Source organism: Brevundimonas vesicularis (assembly GCF_044807075.1).
Taxonomy (GTDB): Bacteria; Pseudomonadota; Alphaproteobacteria; order Caulobacterales; family Caulobacteraceae; genus Brevundimonas; species Brevundimonas vesicularis_G.
The window spans coordinates 288,888-307,440 of the sequence record NZ_CP085234.1 but is presented as its reverse complement, the minus strand read 5'-3'; the positions used below and the strand labels follow the sequence as shown (position 1 = coordinate 307,440).

16 protein-coding genes are annotated in these 18,553 nt (G+C 67.9%); 9 read left to right on the top strand and 7 right to left on the bottom strand.

Annotated elements, in window-relative coordinates:
• The 3 genes from LG306_RS01520 to LG306_RS01510 all read right to left on the bottom strand — a co-directional run bounded on the left by LG306_RS01520 (window position 1) and on the right by LG306_RS01510 (window position 3,159).
• A complete protein-coding gene (locus LG306_RS01520; RefSeq protein ID WP_404417503.1) occupies window positions 1-2,163 on the bottom strand; it encodes a protein-disulfide reductase DsbD family protein in 2,163 nt (720 codons plus the stop codon).
• Between the two features lie 85 nt (window positions 2,164-2,248).
• Window positions 2,249-2,689 carry an OmpA family protein gene (locus LG306_RS01515; protein WP_404417500.1) on the bottom strand — a complete coding sequence of 147 codons (441 nt, stop codon included), beginning with the start codon at window positions 2,687-2,689 and terminating at the stop codon, window positions 2,249-2,251.
• Between the two features lie 119 nt (window positions 2,690-2,808).
• Entirely contained in the window at window positions 2,809-3,159 is a 351-nt protein-coding gene (locus tag LG306_RS01510) for a glycine zipper domain-containing protein (protein WP_404417497.1), read from the bottom strand.
• Window positions 3,160-3,301: 142 nt separating this feature from the next.
• Here LG306_RS01510 and LG306_RS01505 point away from each other — a divergent pair, with 142 nt between their 5' ends.
• Together LG306_RS01505 and LG306_RS01500 are read left to right on the top strand one after the other, a co-directional pair.
• On the top strand, window positions 3,302-4,237 hold the full coding sequence (locus LG306_RS01505; RefSeq protein ID WP_404417494.1) for a diacylglycerol/lipid kinase family protein: 936 nt from the start codon (window positions 3,302-3,304) through the stop codon (window positions 4,235-4,237).
• Complete coding sequence (locus LG306_RS01500) at window positions 4,237-5,088, top strand: metallophosphoesterase family protein (RefSeq protein ID WP_404417492.1); 852 nt, start codon at window positions 4,237-4,239, stop codon at window positions 5,086-5,088. The genes LG306_RS01505 and LG306_RS01500 overlap by 1 nt, the downstream gene beginning before the upstream one ends.
• Window positions 5,089-5,256: 168 nt before the next feature.
• Here the strand turns inward: LG306_RS01500 and LG306_RS01495 are convergent, their stop codons facing one another.
• Window positions 5,257-6,702 carry an AMP nucleosidase gene (locus LG306_RS01495; protein WP_066625261.1) on the bottom strand — a complete coding sequence of 482 codons (1,446 nt, stop codon included), beginning with the start codon at window positions 6,700-6,702 and terminating at the stop codon, window positions 5,257-5,259.
• Between the two features lie 128 nt (window positions 6,703-6,830).
• Between LG306_RS01495 and LG306_RS01490 the strand changes: the two genes are divergently transcribed.
• A complete protein-coding gene (locus tag LG306_RS01490) occupies window positions 6,831-8,081 on the top strand; it encodes a multidrug effflux MFS transporter (RefSeq protein WP_404419616.1) in 1,251 nt (416 codons plus the stop codon).
• Between the two features lie 62 nt (window positions 8,082-8,143).
• A complete protein-coding gene (locus LG306_RS01485; protein WP_404417489.1) occupies window positions 8,144-10,096 on the top strand; it encodes a M1 family metallopeptidase in 1,953 nt (650 codons plus the stop codon).
• A gap of 2 nt (window positions 10,097-10,098) precedes the next feature.
• Here LG306_RS01485 and LG306_RS01480 read toward each other — a convergent pair whose 3' ends face one another.
• Window positions 10,099-10,530, bottom strand: a complete 432-nt coding sequence (locus LG306_RS01480; RefSeq protein WP_404417486.1) for a DUF488 family protein — start codon at window positions 10,528-10,530, stop codon at window positions 10,099-10,101.
• Window positions 10,531-10,645: 115 nt separating this feature from the next.
• Here LG306_RS01480 and LG306_RS01475 point away from each other — a divergent pair, with 115 nt between their 5' ends.
• Together LG306_RS01475 and recQ are read left to right on the top strand one after the other, a co-directional pair.
• Window positions 10,646-11,623, top strand: a complete 978-nt coding sequence (locus tag LG306_RS01475) for a complex I NDUFA9 subunit family protein (RefSeq protein ID WP_404417483.1) — start codon at window positions 10,646-10,648, stop codon at window positions 11,621-11,623.
• A gap of 84 nt (window positions 11,624-11,707) precedes the next feature.
• A complete protein-coding gene (gene recQ, locus LG306_RS01470; protein ID WP_404417480.1) occupies window positions 11,708-13,585 on the top strand; it encodes a DNA helicase RecQ in 1,878 nt (625 codons plus the stop codon).
• A gap of 6 nt (window positions 13,586-13,591) precedes the next feature.
• Here the strand turns inward: recQ and LG306_RS01465 are convergent, their stop codons facing one another.
• On the bottom strand, window positions 13,592-14,068 hold the full coding sequence (locus tag LG306_RS01465) for a hypothetical protein (RefSeq protein ID WP_199060238.1): 477 nt from the start codon (window positions 14,066-14,068) through the stop codon (window positions 13,592-13,594).
• A 100-nt stretch (window positions 14,069-14,168) separates the two neighbouring features.
• Here LG306_RS01465 and pgi point away from each other — a divergent pair, with 100 nt between their 5' ends.
• Window positions 14,169-15,776, top strand: coding sequence for a glucose-6-phosphate isomerase (gene pgi, locus LG306_RS01460; protein WP_404417476.1), 1,608 nt, complete (start codon window positions 14,169-14,171; stop codon window positions 15,774-15,776).
• A gap of 55 nt (window positions 15,777-15,831) precedes the next feature.
• On the opposite strand, the gene LG306_RS01455 is transcribed toward pgi, so the two are convergent.
• Window positions 15,832-16,245, bottom strand: coding sequence for a hypothetical protein (locus tag LG306_RS01455; protein WP_404417473.1), 414 nt, complete (start codon window positions 16,243-16,245; stop codon window positions 15,832-15,834).
• 298 nt (window positions 16,246-16,543) lie between these two features.
• Here LG306_RS01455 and groES point away from each other — a divergent pair, with 298 nt between their 5' ends.
• Window positions 16,544-16,831, top strand: a complete 288-nt coding sequence (groES, locus tag LG306_RS01450) for a co-chaperone GroES (protein ID WP_055808823.1) — start codon at window positions 16,544-16,546, stop codon at window positions 16,829-16,831.
• A gap of 53 nt (window positions 16,832-16,884) precedes the next feature.
• The gene (groL, locus tag LG306_RS01445) at window positions 16,885-18,531 is read left to right on the top strand and encodes a chaperonin GroEL (RefSeq protein WP_017505471.1); all 1,647 of its coding nucleotides are present in this window, start codon (window positions 16,885-16,887) and stop codon (window positions 18,529-18,531) included.
• Window positions 18,532-18,553: the final 22 nt, after the last annotated feature.

The following is an 18,553-nucleotide window of genomic DNA, read 5'->3' as shown; positions in this document are numbered from 1 at the left end:
TCAATCCTTCAGCGCATCCACGATCACGCCCTCGGTCAACAACTGCGGCAGGATTTCCGGCTCGGCCCGGCCCGGTCGATACAGCAGATACAGCGGCACGCCCGAGCGCCCATGCGCCTGAAGCTCGCGGGTGATGGCGTCGTCGCGCCGGGTCCAGTCGCCGACCAGATAGGCGGCGTTCGCCTCGCGCATCGCCTTGGCGACACGAGGCGAAGACAGGGCCGCGCGCTCGTTGATCTTGCACGTCACGCACCAGTCGGCGGTCAGATTGACCAGCACGGGGCGTCCCGACGCGGTCGCGGCACTCACCGCCGCCGCCGACCAGGGCTGGGCCGCCAGCGGGCCGCTGTCGCCTTTCGGCGCGGCGTCCGCATATCGCGCTGCGCCGGCCGCAACGGCTGCCAGGCCCAGCGCCAGGACGCCGACGACGATCGCGCAGATCGTGGTCAGGATCGGCCGTTCATCACGCTGGCGCGCCGCTTGCGCCAGGCCCGTCAACCAGGCCGCCAGCGCCAGCAGCAGCGCCGCCGTCAGCAGCAGGCCCAGGGCGTCGACGCTGCCTTGCCGCGTGAACACCCACAGCAGCCACAGCGCCGCCCCATACATGGGAAAGGCCAGCAGACCCTTCAGCCGCTCCATCCAGACGCCCGGGCGCGGCAGGCGCGACAGCAGGCCGGGCGACAGGCTTATCGCCAGATAGGGTAGGGCCAGACCCAGCCCCAGAATCAGAAACACGGCCAGCGCCATCGGCCAGGCCAGGACCAGGGCCGCGCCGAGCGCTGCCGCCATGAAAGGCGCGGTGCAGGGCGCTGCCACGACCACGGCCAGCACCCCGGTGAAGAAGGCGCCCGCCGATCCGGGCAGGCGCGACAGGGGGCCAGACCCCGCGTTCTGCAATCCGGCGCCCACATGGAAGACGCCCGACAGATTCAACCCGACCAGCAGCATGACCAGGGCTAGGGCCGCGACCACGCCCGGCGACTGAAGCTGGAACCCCCAGCCGATCGCCTGACCTGCCGCCCTCAGCGCCAGCAGGACGCCGGCCAGAACCAGGAAGCTGACCAGTACCCCGGCGGTGAAGGCCAGGCCGTCGCGCCGCGCCCGCGCCGGATCATGCGCCGCCGCCGACAGCGACGCCGCCTTCATCGCCAGAACCGGGAAGACGCAGGGCATCAGGTTCAGCACCAGCCCGCCCAGCAGCGCCAGGCCCAGGGCCTGAAGGAAGACAAGGGCGCCGGTCTTCGCCGGGGTCTCTGTGGTTTCGTCCAGCGGCTTCAGCGCCTCGCCGCCTTGGGCGCCCGCCAGAGGCGCGCCCGGCTCCGCCGTGATCTCCCACGCGCCCTTGTCGGTCGCCAGGACTCCGCTCAGCGCCGTTGTCGCCGTTTCCTTGCCGGGTGCCAGCGTCAGCGTCAGGCCGTTGGGGCCCCGCTGACCCGACTGGGCCCCCGCATGGTCGATCCGCCCGCCGTCGAAAGGATAGAAATAGACCTGACCGATATCGGCCCCAATCAGCGGCCCGCCAGTCGCGGTCAGGATCAGCTGGCCGCCCTGACGCGTGACGCGCGCCTCGATCCCGGCCGGGCGCGGCGCGGTCTCGACCAGCCGCTCGATCTCCGCGCCCCACGGCTTGGCCAGCGGCGCTGCGCCCTCGCGCACCGGCAGGGCCAGCGACAGGGTCATCGGCTCGGGCACGCACATCTGATCGCTGCACACCAGGAACAGCACATCCGTCGTCAGGGTCAGCACTTCGCCCGGCTGCGCCGTCGGCGGCACATGGATCGGCACGGGCAAGAGCACCGCGCCCGAATAGCCATAGTTCATCAGGCTCATCAGCCGCTGGCGGCTGGGCAGGGGCCACAAGATCGGATCGGCGGTCACCCCGGCGGGCAAGGTCCAGATCAGGCTGGTCGCGCCGCCGCTGTCGCCGGGATTGCGCCAATAGGTGTGCCAGCCGGGCGCGATCTTCTGGCGCACCGCCACCACGGTCGTCGAACCGGGCGCGACCCATTGCGACATCGGGACCAGTTCGGCCTCGATCCGCTCGGTCCGCTGCGGCCCGAAGGCGACGACGCCTGCGGGCTGGCTCTGCACCGGCTGGGCGACGGCCGCCGAAACGCCCGTCAAACTAATCAGCAGGCCGAGGAGAAGGGCGAAGAGGCGCAAACGCGTGTTCCGGCAGGCGAGAGGAGCGCCGCAACCTAATGCGTCACGCGTCCCCGCGCCATCGCTGCGCCCGCCCCCGCGTCGATCAGCGCGGATAGGCTTCGTAGATCACTTCCGCACGGCGCCGCAGCGGTTCGTCATTGCCGGCTGCGGTCGTGGCGCCCGCATCGCCCGCGGCGTTCAGCTCGAAGATCGGCGCCGGCAGGCCCGCCTGGGTCAGCGCCGCGACCACCGTCCGGGCGCGTCGCTGCGACAGGTTCAGATTGGCTTCGGGCGTTCCCGTGGCGTCGGCCAGGCCCACCACGCGCACCTTGCGCACGTCGCAATCCTTGGCCTTCGTGGCCGCCGCATTCAGCACCATCGCCGCGGGCTCGGTCAGCCGCGCCTGATTTTCCAGAAAATAGATATCGAAACGCCCCGGCGCACACAGCGATTCGCCCACCACCAGCGCCTCGCGCTTGGGCATCGGCGCGCACGCCGCCAGCATCCCCACGGCCGCCACAGCCAGACCCATCGATCGCTTCATCTCAGCCCTCCTCCGGCTCGGCCGGCCCATTACGCAAAAGAGGCGGCCCGTCGTCCGACGGACCGCCCCTTCAACCTAGCGCCGGTCGCGGACCTTCGCGACCGGCATTTGATCACTGATCAATAACGGCGCTGACCGTTGTCCCAGTAGCACTCGTCCTGACGGTTGTCGTAGCAGTAGTAGTAGCGACCTTGGCTGTCGCGATAACGCTGCTGGTTGTTGCGGTCCTGGTTCGAGCCGCGGATGGCGCCGGCGGTGCCGCCCAGGGCGCCGCCGATCAGCGCGCCGGTCGCAGCGTTGCCTTCGCCGACGTTGTTGCCGATGACGGCGCCGGCGACGGCGCCCAGGCCGGCGCCGATGGCGCCTTGGCGGACGGTTTCGTTGGTGCCGTTGTTATAGCCGTACGGGTCGCTGGCGCAGGCCGAAGCCAGCAGGCCGGCGCCGGCAATCGCGATAATCGCCTTTTTCATGATGAATTCCTTTGTCCCTGGGTGTTGGCCCCTGTGGGCAGCAAACGTGTCCTCGCGGCATAGGTTCCGCGTCGGTAGACTGCATCCGCAACTATGGTGACGCTTGGGCGGAACGACGGCGCCTGCGGGGCGTTCGGCCGCCATGACCGATGTCGCCCAACCCACCCCCGACGCAGACGTCCAGCCTGCGTTGACGCCCCACTCGCAGATCCGGCACGCCGTGATGCTGGTCAATCCGCTGTCAGGCAGCGTCGGCCCACGCGCCGCCGGCGAGGCCGAAGCCCTGCTGGGGCAGTATGATCTCAAGGCCGAGGTCGTTTCGTTCGAAGGCGGCGACTTCGACCAGGTCATCGCCGACGCCTTCGCCGCCAAGCCGGACGTGATCTTCGTTCTGGCCGGCGACGGCACGGCGCGCTCGGTGGCGTCGAAGGCCAAGCCGGATGGGCCGATGATCGCCCCCTTGCCGGGCGGCACGATGAATATGTTGCCCAAGGCGCTTTACGGCACCGCCGACTGGAAACTGGCGCTGAAGCGGGCGCTGGAGGAGGGCGAGCCCCAGGCCGTTTCGGGCGGCGAGGTTGAGGGCGAATATTTCTACTGCGCCGCCATTCTGGGATCGCCGGCGCTGTGGGCGCCGGCGCGCGAGGCGATGCGGACCGGCAAGATCAAACTGGCCTGGCAATACGGCCGTCGCGCCCTGAAGCGCGCCTTTTCGGGGCGCCTGCGCTTCGCCCTGGACGGCGGAGAAAAACGCCGCACCGAGGCGCTGGTGCTGATCAGTCCGATGATCTCCAAGGCGATGGAGGACCCCATCGGACTGGAAGCGGCCGCCATGGACCCCAGCGATGCGACCCAGGCCTTCCGCCTGGCCGCGACCGCCCTGTTCAGCGATTGGCGCCACGATCCGGCCGTCTCGACCCGACCGGCCAAGCGGATCGAGGTGCGCGCGCGCTCCAAGATCCCGGCGGTCATCGACGGCGAGCCGCTGCTGCTGAAGCCCGAGGCCGTGATCCGCTTCGTCCCCAAGGCCTTCAAGGCGCTGGCCCCCAAACCGCCCTCGGCCGAGGACAGCATCTGATGGGACGCGTTCTTCAGTTTTCTGACGTTCATTTCGGCTGCGAGCACAAGCGTGCCTGCGCGGCCGCTCTGGAATACGCCCACGCGACGCCCAACGATCTGGTGCTGATCACCGGCGACATCACGCAAAAGGGTTTCCCGGACGAGTTCAAGGCGGCGGGCGAATGGATGCGGGCCATGCCCGAGCCGCGCTTCGTCATCGTGGGCAATCATGACGTGCCCTATTGGGACGCCGTCGCGCGGGTCTTCCATCCCTGGCGCGCCTTCGAGACCGAGACCGGCTTTCCCGCCCACGACGGCCAGTTCCGCAGCGACACGGTCATGGTGCGCGGCGTCGTCACCGCGCGCGGCTGGCAGGCGCGGCCCAACTGGTCGAAGGGCGTCATCGACCTGGACCAGACGCGGCGTGCGGCCGAGGCCCTGCGTCAGGCGCCGATCGGCGCGCTGCGGATCCTGGCCTGCCACCATCCGCTGATCGAGATGGTCGGCACGCCGATGACCGGCGACGTCAAGCGCGGCGACGAAGCGGCCCTGATCTTCGCCGAGGCGGGGGTCGATCTGATCATGACGGGCCACGTCCATGTGCCGTTCGCCATGCCGATCCCGCTGGCGGACCGCTGCTCCTACGCCGTCGGCTGTGGAACCCTGTCACACCGCGAGCGCGGCGCGCCGCCCGGCTTTAACCAGATCGACTGGGACGCCAAGACCATCACCGTCACGGCCCTGGCCTGGGATGGAACGAGCTATCGCTCGCATCAGGTGTGGCGACTGCCGCGCCGTCAGGACACCCGCAAGGCGAACACCGCGCCCAGCCCGGTCGAGCCCGGCGCGCTGGAGAAGGCGGCGGTCTGACGATACGCAAATCCGTCTCCTCCCTGCTTTGCGGGGAGGTGGCTCGAAGCGTAGCGGAGAGACGGAGGGGTTTCTTCCTGCATCGCAGCGCCGGTGCGACGTCAAGAGCCCCTCCACCCCGCTTCGCGCGGTCCCCCTCCCCACGCTGTGGGGAGGAGACGGCCGGGATCAACGGAACGGCGGTTCGTCGAAGGCGCGCAGTTTGCGCGAGTGCAGCTTGGAGCCTTCGCTGCGCATCAGATCGACCGCCTGGATGCCGATCTGCAGGTGTTCGGAGATCGAGCCTTCGTAGAAGCGGTTGGCCTGACCCGGCAGTTTGATCTCGCCGTGCAGCGGCTTGTCCGACACGCAAAGCAGCGTCCCGTAGGGTACGCGGAAGCGATAGCCCTGGGCCGCGATGGTGGCGCTTTCCATGTCGATGGCGACGGCTCTGGACTGGTTGAAGCGCAGGGCCGATTTGGAATAGCGCAGCTCCCAGTTCCGGTCGTCGGTGGTGACGACGGTGCCGGTGCGCAGGCGCAGCTTGACCTCGTCGCCGGGCATGCCGCTGACCGACTTGGTGGCGTCGTACAGGGCGCGCTGCACCTCGGCGATCGACGGGATCGGAATGTCGGGCGGCAGCACCGCGTCCAGCACGTGATCGTCGCGCAGATAGGCGTGAGCCAGCACATAGTCGCCGATGGTCTGACTGGCGCGCAGGCCCCCGCAGTGACCGATCATAAGCCAGACGTGCGGACGGGTGACCGCCAGGTGATCCGTGATCGTCTTGGCGTTGGACGGGCCGACGCCGATGTTGACCAGGGTCACGCCTTTATGGCCCGGCGCGGTCAGGTGATAGGCCGGCATCTGGTGCTTCTTCCAGGCCGTGTCGCTGATCGCCGCCTCGGGGTTGGGCGTGTCACGCGTGATCACCACGCCGCCGGCGCAGGACAGGGTCTGATACGGCGAGCCGGGCGTCCGAAGCTGCTCGATGGCCCAACGCACGAACTCATCGACATAGCGATTGTAGTTGGTGAACAGGACATAGGACTGAACGTCGTCCACCGGCGTGCCGGTGTAGTGTTTCAGCCGCGCCAGCGAGAAGTCGGTCCGCAGGCCGTCGAAGTGCGACAGGGGGAAGTCGCCGCCCATTTCGAACAGGCCGTCGGCGATCTCGTCGCCGATATGGGCCAGGTCCGTGGTCGGGAACCAGCGCGCCAGGGCCGCCGTCATCGACCGGTCCAGCGCGACCTCCAGCCCGTCGGTCACATAGGGGAAGGGGATCTCCTGGCGGGACAGGCCGACCTCGAAGGTCGCGTTATATTCCTGCTCCAGCAGGCCCAGCTGTTCGGTCAGATAAGGGCGGAAAAGGTCGGGCCGCGTGACCGTCGTCGAATAGCTGCCCTGTCTGGACAGCCGGGCGTAGGCGCGCGGCTCCAGGTCCTGGGGGCGATCCCCGTCCCAGCGGATGCGCAGTTCGGGATAGGCGAACACCCCTTCGGCGCGTTTGACCGGATCGGGCCGCGCGCCGGTGTTGACGAAATCCCGCACGGCGTCGCGCAGGTTGGTCACGGATTGGGTGTAGAGGGTTTCTAGGCGGTCCAGCGCCGCCTGTGCTGTCATCTGTTCTGTCATGACTTCCTCTAGCGAAGCTTCGCGGCTTTGGCGAGGCGCCGGGCGTTCAAACCCGATTTCGCTGCATTGCAGCAATTTATGACGGGCGTGCGGTTGCGGATCGGGGCGTGACGGCGCATCTGGCCCGGATGTCTTCTTCCCTTGCGTCAGCGCCCGCCAAGAAGGAGCTCGGCTTCGTCGAGTTCGTCTGTCTCATCGCCCTGATGATGGCGCTGAATGCGCTGGCGATCGATTCCATGCTGCCGGCCCTGCCACACATCGGCGCCGACCTGAATGTCGCGACCGACAACGACCGGCAATGGGTGGTGACGGCCTATCTGCTGGGCTTTGGCGGGGCGCAGCTGTTCTACGGTCCGCTGGCGGATCGGTTCGGGCGAAAGCCTGTCCTGCTGTTCGGCGTCGGCGTCTATGTGCTGTTCAGCCTGCTGGCGACCTTGGCCCCGACCTTCGAGACGCTGATCATGGCCCGCGTCGGCCAGGGTCTGGGCAGCGCCTGCACCCGCGTGCTGGCCGTCTCCATCGTGCGCGACCGGTATGAAGGGCGCACCATGGCGCGGGTCATGTCGTTCAGCTTCCTGGTCTTCCTGGGCGTGCCGATCCTGGCGCCGTCGCTGGGACAACTGATTATGCTGGTCGGGCCGTGGCGCTGGATCTTCGCCGGGCTGGGCCTGATCGGGGTCGGCCTGATCGTCTGGGCGTCGTTGCGTCTGCCCGAGACGCTGAAGCCCGAGGATCGCCTGCCGATCCAGGTCAAGCGTCTGACCGCAGCCTACAAGATCGCCCTGACCGACCGCACGGCCGTCGGCTACACCCTGGCGATGACGGCGATCACCGGGGCCCTGTTCGGCTTCATCAACTCGTCGCAGCAGATCTTCGCCGACGTCTTCCACGCCGAGGCGGCCTTCCCGGCCATCTTCGCCCTGATCGCGGGCGGCATCGCCGTGGCCTCGATCGTCAATGCGCGTCTGGTGGTGAAGCTGGGGTCGCGCAGGATTTCGCACACCGCCCTGATCGGCTTCACCAGCATCGCCGCCATCCATGCGGTAGTGGCGATCAGCGGTCATGAATCGATCTGGACCTTTGCGGTGCTGCAGACCCTGACCATGTTCTGTTTCGGCCTGATCGCGGGCAATTTCGGATCGATGGCCATGGAGACGATGGGCAAGATCGCGGGCACCGCCGCCTCGATCCAGGGCTTCATCTCCACCATCGTCGGCTCTCTCTTGGGCTTTGCGGTGGGTCAACAGTTCAACGGCACGACCATTCCGATGTCCGTCGGCTTCACCGTCTTCGGTTTGATCGCCCTGGGCTGGGTGCTGTTCGCCGAGCGGGGACGGCTGTTCCGGGCCCATCACGCGCCGGTCGCCGCCAAGGCTTGATCTTTTTCGCGTTTCCGCGCGTTCTCCGGGCCAATCGTCAAGATCAGCCCAGGAAAACCTCGATGACGCTGAAAGCGCTCGGTCTCGTCTCCGCCCTCGCCTTGGCCGCCGCCATGGGTCTGAGCGCCTGCTCCACCACGACGGGAGGATCGGCCATGACCCCGCCCGCCATCGCCCCGGCGCCCGGTCCCGAAGCGGTGGACGTCCATACCCACGCCCGGCCCGAGATCGCCCGCGTCGTCGATGTGGCCCTGGACCTGACCGCCGACTTCAACACCAGGACCCTGGCGGGCACGGCGACCCTGGACATCCTGGCGATCCCGGGCGCCAACGAGATCGTGCTGGATATCCGCGACCTGGACATTCAGGACGTGCGCGACGCGGCGGGTCAGCCGCTGCGCTATGTCGTCGGCGACAATGACGCCGTTCTGGGCCAGCCGCTGACGGTCTATTTCCCGGCCTTCGCCGCCAATGAGCGACGCAAGATCAGCATCCGCTATTCGACCCGCCCGAATGCGGCGGCGCTGCAATGGCTGAGCCCCAGCCAGACGGCCGGCGGACAGAAGCCCTATCTGTTCAGCCAGGGCCAGGCGATCCTGACCCGCACCTGGGTGCCGACCCAGGACAGCCCCGGCATCCGCCAGACCTATTCGGCCCGCATCACCGCGCCCGAAGACCTGACCGTGGTCATGAGCGCCGATCACCTGACGCCGAACGGCGAGCGGGCCGCAAACGGGATGAAGACCTGGCGCTTCCGGATGGACAATCCGATCCCGCCCTATCTGATCGCGCTGGGCGTCGGCGACATCGCCTTTGGACCGTTCGACGGCCGCACCGGGGTCTGGACCGAGCCCAGCCGCCTGCGCGCCGCTCAGTGGGAGTTGGAGCCGACCGCCCAAATGGTGACGGCGGCCGAGAAGCTGTACGGCCCCTATCGCTGGGGCCGCTACGACCTTCTGGTCCTGCCGCCCTCCTTCCCGTTCGGCGGGATGGAGAACCCGAAACTGACCTTCGCCACCCCGACGATCATCGCCGGCGATCGCTCGCTGGTGTCGCTGGTCGCGCACGAACTAGCGCACTCCTGGTCGGGCAATCTGGTGACCAACGCGACCTGGAACGACTTCTGGCTGAACGAGGGCTTCACCGTCTATTTCGAGAACCGGATCATGGAGTCGGTCTATGGCCATGACCGCGCCATGCAGGAGCAGGTGCTGGGCTGGGACAGTCTTCAAGACACGCTGAAGTCCCTGCCGGCGGCGGACACCCGCCTGCATCTGGACCTGAAGGGCCGCGATCCCGACGACGGCATGAACGACATCGCCTACGAGAAGGGCGCTCTATTCCTGCGGACCATCGAACGCACCGTCGGACGGGATCGGTTCGACGCCTGGCTGCGCGGCTATTTCGATCGCAACGCCTATCGTCCGATGACCACGGCCATGTTCCTGCAGGACATCCGCGACAACCTGATCAAGGGCGACGCGGCGCTGGAAAGCCAGCTGCAGATGGACGCCTGGGTCTATCAGCCCGGCCTGCCGTCCAACGCCGTCGCGCCGGTCTCGCACGCCTTCGAGCCGGTGGACGCGGCCGCCGTCGCCTTCTTCAAGGACAAGGGACCGGCCTCGGCCATCCCGTGGGCGGACTGGAACACCCAGCAGCGCCAGCGCTTCCTGGGCTGGCGGCCCGAGGGTCTGCGGACGGGCGCCGACTGGCTGACGAATGCGCAACTGGCCGATCTGGAGCGCACGCTGAACCTGGCGAGCGAAGGCAACGCCGAACTGACCTTCGCCTGGCTGCAGATCGCCCTGGCCCATCGCTATCAGCCGTCGGTCGCCACGGCCGAGAAGTTCCTGACCAGCCAGGGCCGTCGCAAGTTCGTCCTGCCGCTGTTCCAGACCCTGTGGAACGAGGGCGACTGGGGCCGGGGCAATGCGCGACGCATCTACGCCGAGGCCCGGCCGCTCTATCACCCGGTCACCAGCGGTTCGGTCGATCAGCTGGTCGGACGGCCGTAAGGCTAGAGGTCCACGACCGCCACGCCGGTTTCCGCCGACAGCCGTTCCGCCAGGACGGCGCGGTGGCAGCCGGCGCGGTCGGCCTCGAAGCACAGCAGGGCGACGGCTTTGTCGGCCGCCAGCGCCTTCAGCCGCTCATACTCGATCTGCGCCTGGGGCTCGCCCAGGTGATCGGCGAAGATGGCGCGCATCTCGTCGACACGGCCCTTGCGCGCCGCGTCACGTCCCGCCTTGGGCGTGCCCAGCCCGCGCAGGTGGACATAGTCGATCCCTTCGGCCTTAAGGCTCTCGCCCAGGATCGTCTTGGAAAAGCCGGCGCGGCGGGATGCGGCCACCGCGCGGACATCGACCAGGGTTTGCACGCCGGCCGTCTTGAGCCGCGCGATGACGTCGGCCTGGGTCGCGCCTTCGTAGCCAATGGTGAAAAGCTTCATCCGCCTCAGATGGGCGGCCGCGCGTCGAACGCCAGCGTGACCGTGAAGGCTCGCGTTGCGGTGCGGCGCCCTATCGTCTATCCCGCCGAAACAGATTTCGACTGGAGCTTTCCCCATGGCTGACCTCGCCCCCGGCGTCGTGACCCTCTTTGGAGGTTCGGGCTTTATCGGGTCGCAGGCGGTGCGCGCCCTGGCCCGTCGCGGCTGGCGCATTCGGGTCGCCGTGCGCAACCCTGTCCTGGCGATCGAAATCCAGCCGCTGGGCGATCCCGGCCAGATCCAGTTCATGCGCTGCGACATCACCAACCCGGCGGATGTGGCGCAGGCCGTGCGCGGCGCGGACGCCGTCGTCAATCTGGTCGGCGTGCTGCATGACGCAGGCGGCAAACGCGGCTTCGACGCCGTTCACACCGAGGCGGCCAAGACCATCGCCGAGGCCGCAAAGGCGGCGGGCGTGCAGCGCCTGGTCCAGATCTCGGCCATCGGCGCCGACGCCGCCAGCCCTTCGGCCTATGGTCGCACCAAGGCCCAGGCCGAAGCGGCCGTGCGCGCCGTCTATCCGGATGCGGTGATCCTGCGTCCGTCGCTGGTGTTCGGCGCGGGCGACAGCTTCCTGAACCGCTTCGCCGCCATGGCGACGATGGCGCCGGCCCTGCCTTTGATCGGCGGCGGCGAGACCCGGTTCCAGCCGGTCTATGTCGGCGATGTCGCCGAGGCCATCGCGCGCGGCGTGACCCGCGCGGACGCCGCCGGCCGCACCTATGAACTGGGCGGGCCCAGCCTCTATACCTTCCGCGAGGTGCTGGAGCTGGTGCGTCGTGAGACGGGCCGCGACCGGATGCTGGTTTCGGTGCCCTTCATCGTCGCCAAGCCCCTGGGTTCGCTGCTGCAACTGAGCCGGTTCGTCGGCCTGACCCCGCCGCTGACGCGCGATCAGGTGCTGATGCTGGAGAAGGACAATGTGGTCGCCGCCGATGCGCTTGGCCTCAGCGATCTGGGCATCGACCATCCGGCCGGCATGGCGGCTATCGCCCCGTCCTATCTGTGGCGCTACCGCGTCGGCGGCCAGTTCGCCGAAGCGCCCGCCCACTAAACCCTCCCCCTATGACGCCGCCGCCGGTCGCCTTCGCGGCCGGCGGCGTCTTCTGTTTGGGAACAAAGAGTGCACAGCTTAAGGATGCCGGCCACGCGCCCCCAGTTTTCCTCGACCGATACGCCTGACCTGAACGACGCGCGGGCGTTGTTGGCGCGCGTCTGGGGGCACTCCGACTTCCGGGGGCTGCAGGGGCAGGTGGTCGAGCAGATCCTGTCGGGCGGCGATGTGCTGGCGGTCCTGCCGACCGGCGGCGGCAAGAGCGTCTGCTATCAGATCCCGGCCATCCTGCGCCCCGGACTGGGGTTGGTGGTGTCGCCGCTGATCGCCCTGATGACCGATCAGGTGGAGGCGTTGAAGCAGCAGGGCGTCGCGGCGGCGCGGCTGGATTCCGGGGTGTCGCTGGACGAGCGCTCGGCCATCTGGGCGGCGGCGCGGTCGGGGGAGCTGGACCTGCTCTATGTCTCGCCGGAAGGCCTGGCGGCGGGGGCCATGATGGACCGGCTGGCGGAACTGCCGCTGAGCCTGATCGCCATCGACGAGGCCCACTGTGTGTCCCAGTGGGGTCACGACTTCCGCCCCGACTATCGCAACCTGGGTCTGCTGGCCGAGCGGTTCCCCGACGTGCCCCGCATCGCGGTGACGGCGACCGCCGACGCCCGCACGCGCGACGACATTCTGCGCTCGCTTCGACTGGAAGAGGCGACGGTCTTCGTCGATAGTTTCGCGCGTCCGAACCTGCAACTGTCGGCCGAGCGCAAGGAGAGCGCGTCTCGGGCCAAGACCGACGCGCGGGTCATCGAACTGGTGCGCGAACGGCGGGGCAAGTCGGGCGTGGTCTATTGCGGCAGCCGCGACGGCTGCGACCGCGTGGCCCAGGCGCTGCGCGACGCCGGGACCAACGCCATCGCCTATCACGCCGGCATGGATACGAAGGAGCGCGACCGCCGGCTGGAACGCTTCCTGGCCGAGGAGGGCGCCGTCATGGTCGCGACCATCGCTTTCGGCATGGGCGTGGACAAGGCCGACGTCCGCTTCGTCATCCACGCCGATCCGCCGGGCAGCCTGGAGGCCTATTGGCAGGAAATCGGACGGGGCGGTCGCGACGGCGAACCGGCCGAGGGCATCACCCTGTATGGGCCGTCCGACATCGCCTGGTCATTGCGTCGGCTGGACAGCCGACCGATGGCCGAGGAGGTCAAATCGGTCCAGGTACGCAAAACGCGTCAGCTGTTCGCCATGCTGGACGGCGCCGTCTGTCGCGCCCAGGCCGTGCGGCGATATTTCGGCGAGCATGACGCCCAGCCTTGCGGCGTCTGCGACATCTGCGGCGACCCGCCCCAGCTCTATGACGCGACTGTCCCGGCCCAGAAGGCGTTGGCGGCGGTGCAGCGGTTGGGCGGCCGGTTCGGGAGGGGTCGCGTCGTCGATCACCTGACCGCCCGCACCAAGGACGTGCAGCCGTGGGAGCAGCAACTGTCCACCTGGGGCATCGGACGCGAGATTTCGCTGAACAGCTGGCGCGAGATCGTCGATCACCTGCTGTTCGAAGGTCTGCTGGCCGAGGACCCCAATGACGGCAAGCCGCTGGTCGGGCTGGGCGATCCCGAGGCGGTGCGCGCCGTCTATCGCGGCGAGCGCCAGATCGAGGTGCGTCGCGCGCCTCTGAGGGCCGATACCGCCCCGCGCCGTCGTGACCGCTCTGGCGAAGGGCGCAATGCGGCGCTGGAGACGATGGACGCGGACGTCCGCGCCCGGTTCGAGGCGTTGCGCGCCTGGCGCCGCGACCGCGCCTCGGAACAGCACGTCCCGCCCTATGTCATTTTCCAGGACCGGACGCTGCTGGAGATCGCCCACGCCGAGCCGGGCGACCTGAACAGTCTGGGCGCCATTTCCGGCGTCGGTCAGTCGAAGCTGGATCGCTACGGCAAGGGCGTGCTGGAGGCGCTGGCCGCTCTCTAGAAGGCGTCAGACTTCCGGCTTGGGCGGGGCGGTGATGACTTCGACGTTGTCGTTCAGCAGATAGGACAGTTCCGACAGGGCTGTGGCGCGCTCGGCCGGGTTGGCGGCGGCCTGAACGGCCTGAACCTTCTTGGGCATGTCCTCGGAAATGCCGCGCAGGATGCATTTCAGGTCGCCGTCGGTGCCGCGTTCCTTCAGGATCAGGTGGCCCTGCATGTCCAGGGCGGCCAACTGTTCCGCCTGGGCTTTGAAGCCGGTGAAGGCCTGGCTGGTGAAGAAGGCGGCGTCGTCGGCGGCCTTGGCGGCGGCCCAGCCGTCGACCACGGCCTTCAGGCTGGCCGAGCGCGAGATGATGTCGGCGAACAGCGGCTCGCCCGCCACCGAGACCGGCGCGCCGGGCGCGGCGGCCGGCTGTTCGGCGGCCAGGGCCACCGAGGGATTGGACATCGCCAGAGCGATCGTGAGAGCAAGGCCGCAGGACATTTTAGGTGACTTCCTGTTTCAGCGTCCGCTGGGACGTTGAACCTGAATACGCCCCAGCCGTAAACGAGTGTTTACCCTGTCATTCCCGATGGAGACGACGATGACCCGCGACGCCGCCTGGACCGCGTTCGACCAAGCCGCCGCCGAGGCCGCCTCCGCGCGGATCGTGGATCAGTTCGCCGCCGATCCCGACCGGCTGGCGCGGATGTCGGTCGAGGCGGCGGGGCTCTATCTGGACCTGTCGAAACAGAGCTGGACCCGCGCAGCCTTCGACGCCTGTCTGGACCTGGCGCGCGCCAGCGACGTCGAGGGACGTCGCGCGGCCCTGTTCGCAGGCGAGGCCGTCAATCTGACCGAAGGGCGGGCGGTGCTGCACCCGGCTCTGCGCGCCGCGCCGGGCGCCGACTTCAAGGCCTTGGGCGAGCCGGTCTCGGCCGAGGTGGACGCCGTGCGAGCGGACATGAAGGCCTATGCCGACGCGGTGCGGTCGGGCGCCGAGGCGGGCGCGACGGGGCGCAAGTTCGAGGCGATCGTCCATGTCGGCATCGGCGGGTCGGACCTTGGGCCGCGCGTGGTTTGGGACGCGCTGCGCCCGCTGGACCCGGTCATCGACCTGCGCTTCGTCGCCAATATCGATCCGCGCGACATGGCCGAGGCCCTGACCGGCCTGGATCCCGAAACCACCCTGGTGGTGGTCGTGTCCAAGACCTTCACGACCCAGGAAACCTTGGCCAACGCCGAGGCGGCGAAAGCCTGGCTGGCGGCGTCCCTGCCGGCCGAGGGGATGACGAAACACTTCATCGGGGTGACGGCGGCGCCGGACAAGGCGGCGGCCTTCGGCTGTGGCCGCACCTTCGCCTTCCGGGACTGGGTCGGCGGGCGCTATTCCCTGTGGTCGGCGGTCAGCCTGTCGTGCGGCATCGCCCTGGGCTGGGACGTGTTCGAACGGATGCTGGCGGGTGCCGCCGCGATGGACGACCACTTCGTGTCGGCCCCGCTGGAGCGGAATGCGCCGATCCTGCTGGCTCTGGCCCAGGTGTTCAACGTCGATGGTCTTGACCGGCCCGCCCGCACCGTCGCCCCCTACGCCCACGCCCTGCGCCGCCTGCCGTCTTTCCTGCAGCAGCTGGAGATGGAATCGAACGGCAAGCGGGTGCACCGCGACGGCGCGCCGGTGACGCGCCAGACCTGCCCCGTCGTCTTCGGCGAGCCCGGCACCAACGGCCAGCACGCCTTCTTCCAGCAGATCCACCAGGGGCCGGAGATCGTCCCGGCCGAGTTCGTGATTGTCGCCAGGACGCATTCGGACGCGCCGGAATCGCCGCTCTGGTCCAACGCGCTGGCTCAAGGCCAGGCCCTGATGCTGGGCAAGACGACCGAGGCCGCCAAGGCCGAAGGTCTGGCTCAGGGGTTGTCGGAGGAGGAGGCGACACGCCTGGCGTCCCACCGCACCTTCACCGGCAACCGTCCGTCGACATCCATCGTCATGGATCGTTTGACGCCCCAGACCCTGGGCGCGCTATTGGCCCTGTATGAGCACAAGACCTTCGTCGAGGGCGTGATCTGGGACATCAACAGCTTCGACCAATGGGGCGTCGAACTGGGCAAGGTCCTGGCCAAGGCGATCCTGAAGGACGTCGACGCGGGCGGCCCCTCGATGGACCTGGATCCGTCCACGTCGGCTCTGATGAAACGCCTGATGGGCTAATGCGAAAAAGGCCCGACCGGGCGGTCGGGCCTTTCCTTTTGGAGATCCTCGCCGGTTACCAGCGACGATCGTAGCGATAGTCGCGGTCGTAGCGATCATAGCGCGAGTCGTAACGGCGGCCGTCGTAGCGGTAGTCATAGCCCGAGCGGCTGCGGTCGATGCCGTGCTCGCGCTCCCAGTGACCCTGGTTACGGTAGCATTGGCCGCCGCGGTAATATTCGCAGCCCGAGCCGCGGTTCGAGGATGCCACGGCTCCAACGGCCGCACCGGCCAAGGCGCCGCCGGCGATGTAACGACCGTCCCCGTTGCCGTAGAGGGCGCCGGCCAAGCCGCCGACCGCCGCGCCGATCAGGGCGTTGCGGCTGGTATTGTCGCGATCGCGCGACTGGGCCGAGGCCGGGGCGGCCATCAGGCTCAGGGCCACGACGGGGGCGGCGGCGACCGCAGTGATCTTCAGCAGCTTGGACATTTCGATCTCCTTCGTTCTCGGCCGATCTGCGCTTCCGGGACGGGAAGGCATCCAGCGTTGAAGCCGTTCTATCGCCGCCAGTTTGAACGACCCCGGAGGTCGACATTCATCTTCGGTTCATTTGTCACAGAGAATTCGCGCGGCGATCCATCGCCGCCGCTTGACGATGACCCTGCCTCTGCCTAACTCCCGCTCGCGTTAGCACTCTCGCTGGTCGGCTGCCAAAACGGCGATCGCGAGAGCGCCGCACACCGTTTCAAAAACGCCCCGATCCGGGGGTTTTACAGGGAGAAGTCCGATGGCGTTCCGTCCGCTCGGCGACCGCGTGCTGGTCAAGCGCGTTGAAGAAGAATCCAAGACCAAGGGTGGCATCATCATCCCCGACACCGCCAAGGAAAAGCCGCAGGAAGGCGAAGTCGTCTCCGTCGGCCCTGGCGCCCGCGACGACACCGGCAAGGTCAATGCTCTGGAGCTGAAGGCCGGCGACCGCATCCTGTTCGGCAAATGGTCGGGCACGGAAGTGAAGATCGACGGCGAAGACCTGATCATCATGAAGGAATCCGACGTCCTGGGCGTGCTGTCCTAAGCACCCGACGTCTGACGTTCTTCAATCAATCCATATAGATAGGAGCTGCCCGCATGGCTGCTAAAATCGTACAATTCAACACCGACGCGCGCGACAAGATGCTGCGCGGCGTCAACGTCCTCGCCAACGCCGTCAAGGTGACCCTGGGTCCCAAGGGCCGCAACGTCGTGATCCAGAAGTCCTTCGGCGCTCCGCGCTCGACCAAGGACGGCGTGTCGGTCGCCAAAGAGATCGAGCTGGAAGACGCCTTCGAGAACATGGGCGCCCAGATGATCCGCGAAGTCGCTTCGAAGACGAACGACAAGGCGGGTGACGGCACCACCACCGCAACCGTTCTGGCTCAAGCCATCGTGCAAGAGGGCCTGAAGGCCGTCGCCGCCGGCATGAACCCGATGGATCTGAAGCGCGGCATCGACAAGGCCGTCGGCCTGGTGCTGGAAGAGATCAAGACCAACTCCAAGCCGGTCTCCAACAACTCGGAAATCGCTCAGGTCGGCACCATCTCGGCCAACGGCGACTCCGAAATCGGTGAGCTGATCGCCCAGGCGATGGCCAAGGTCGGCAACGAAGGCGTCATCACCGTCGAGGAAGCCAAGACCGCCGACACCACCGTCGACGTCGTCGAAGGCATGCAGTTCGACCGCGGCTACCTGTCGCCCTACTTCATCACCAACGCCGACAAGATGGAGGCCCAACTCGAAGAGCCGCTCATCCTGCTGTTCGAGAAGAAGCTGACCTCGCTGCAAGCCATGCTGCCGATCCTGGAAGCCGTGGTTCAGTCGGGCCGTCCGCTGCTGATCATCGCCGAGGACATCGAAGGCGAAGCCCTGGCGACCCTGGTCGTCAACAAGCTGCGTGGCGGCCTGCGCGTCGCCGCCGTCAAGGCTCCGGGCTTCGGCGACCGCCGCAAGGCCATGCTGGAAGATATCGCCATCCTGACGGGCGGCCAGGTCATCTCGGAAGACCTGGGCATCAAGCTTGAGAGCGTCACGCTCGACATGCTTGGCAAGGCCAAGAAGGTCTCGATCACCAAGGACGACACCACCATCGTGGAAGGCGTCGGCGGCAAGGACGAGATCGAAGCCCGCGTGGCCCAGATCAAGCGCCAGATCGAAGACACGACCTCGGACTACGACAAGGAAAAGCTGCAGGAACGTCTGGCCAAGCTGGCCGGCGGCGTTGCAGTCCTGCGCGTCGGCGGTTCGACCGAAGTCGAAGTGAAGGAAAAGAAGGACCGCGTCGACGACGCCCTGAACGCCACGCGCGCCGCGGCTGACGAAGGCATCGTTCCCGGCGGCGGCATCGCCCTGCTGAAGGCCTCCAAGATCCTGGCCGACGTCAAGGGCGACAACGCCGACCAGAACGCCGGCATCGCCATCATCCGTCGCGCCCTGCAGGCTCCGATCCGTCAGATCTCGGAAAACGCAGGCGTCGAAGGCTCGATCGTCGTCGGCAAGGTGCTGGAAAACGACCAGTCCTCGTTCGGCTTCAACGCGCAAACCGAAGAGTACGGCGATCTGGTGCAGATGGGCGTCATCGACCCGGCCAAGGTCGTTCGCACCGCTCTGCAAGACGCCGCTTCGGTGGCCGGCATCCTGATCACGACGGAAGCCGCCGTCGCCGACGCCCCCAAGAAGTCGGGCGGCGCTGCGGCTCCTGACATGGGCGGCATGGGCGGCATGGGCGGCATGGACTTCTAAGCGGAAGGGCGGCCTTCGGGCC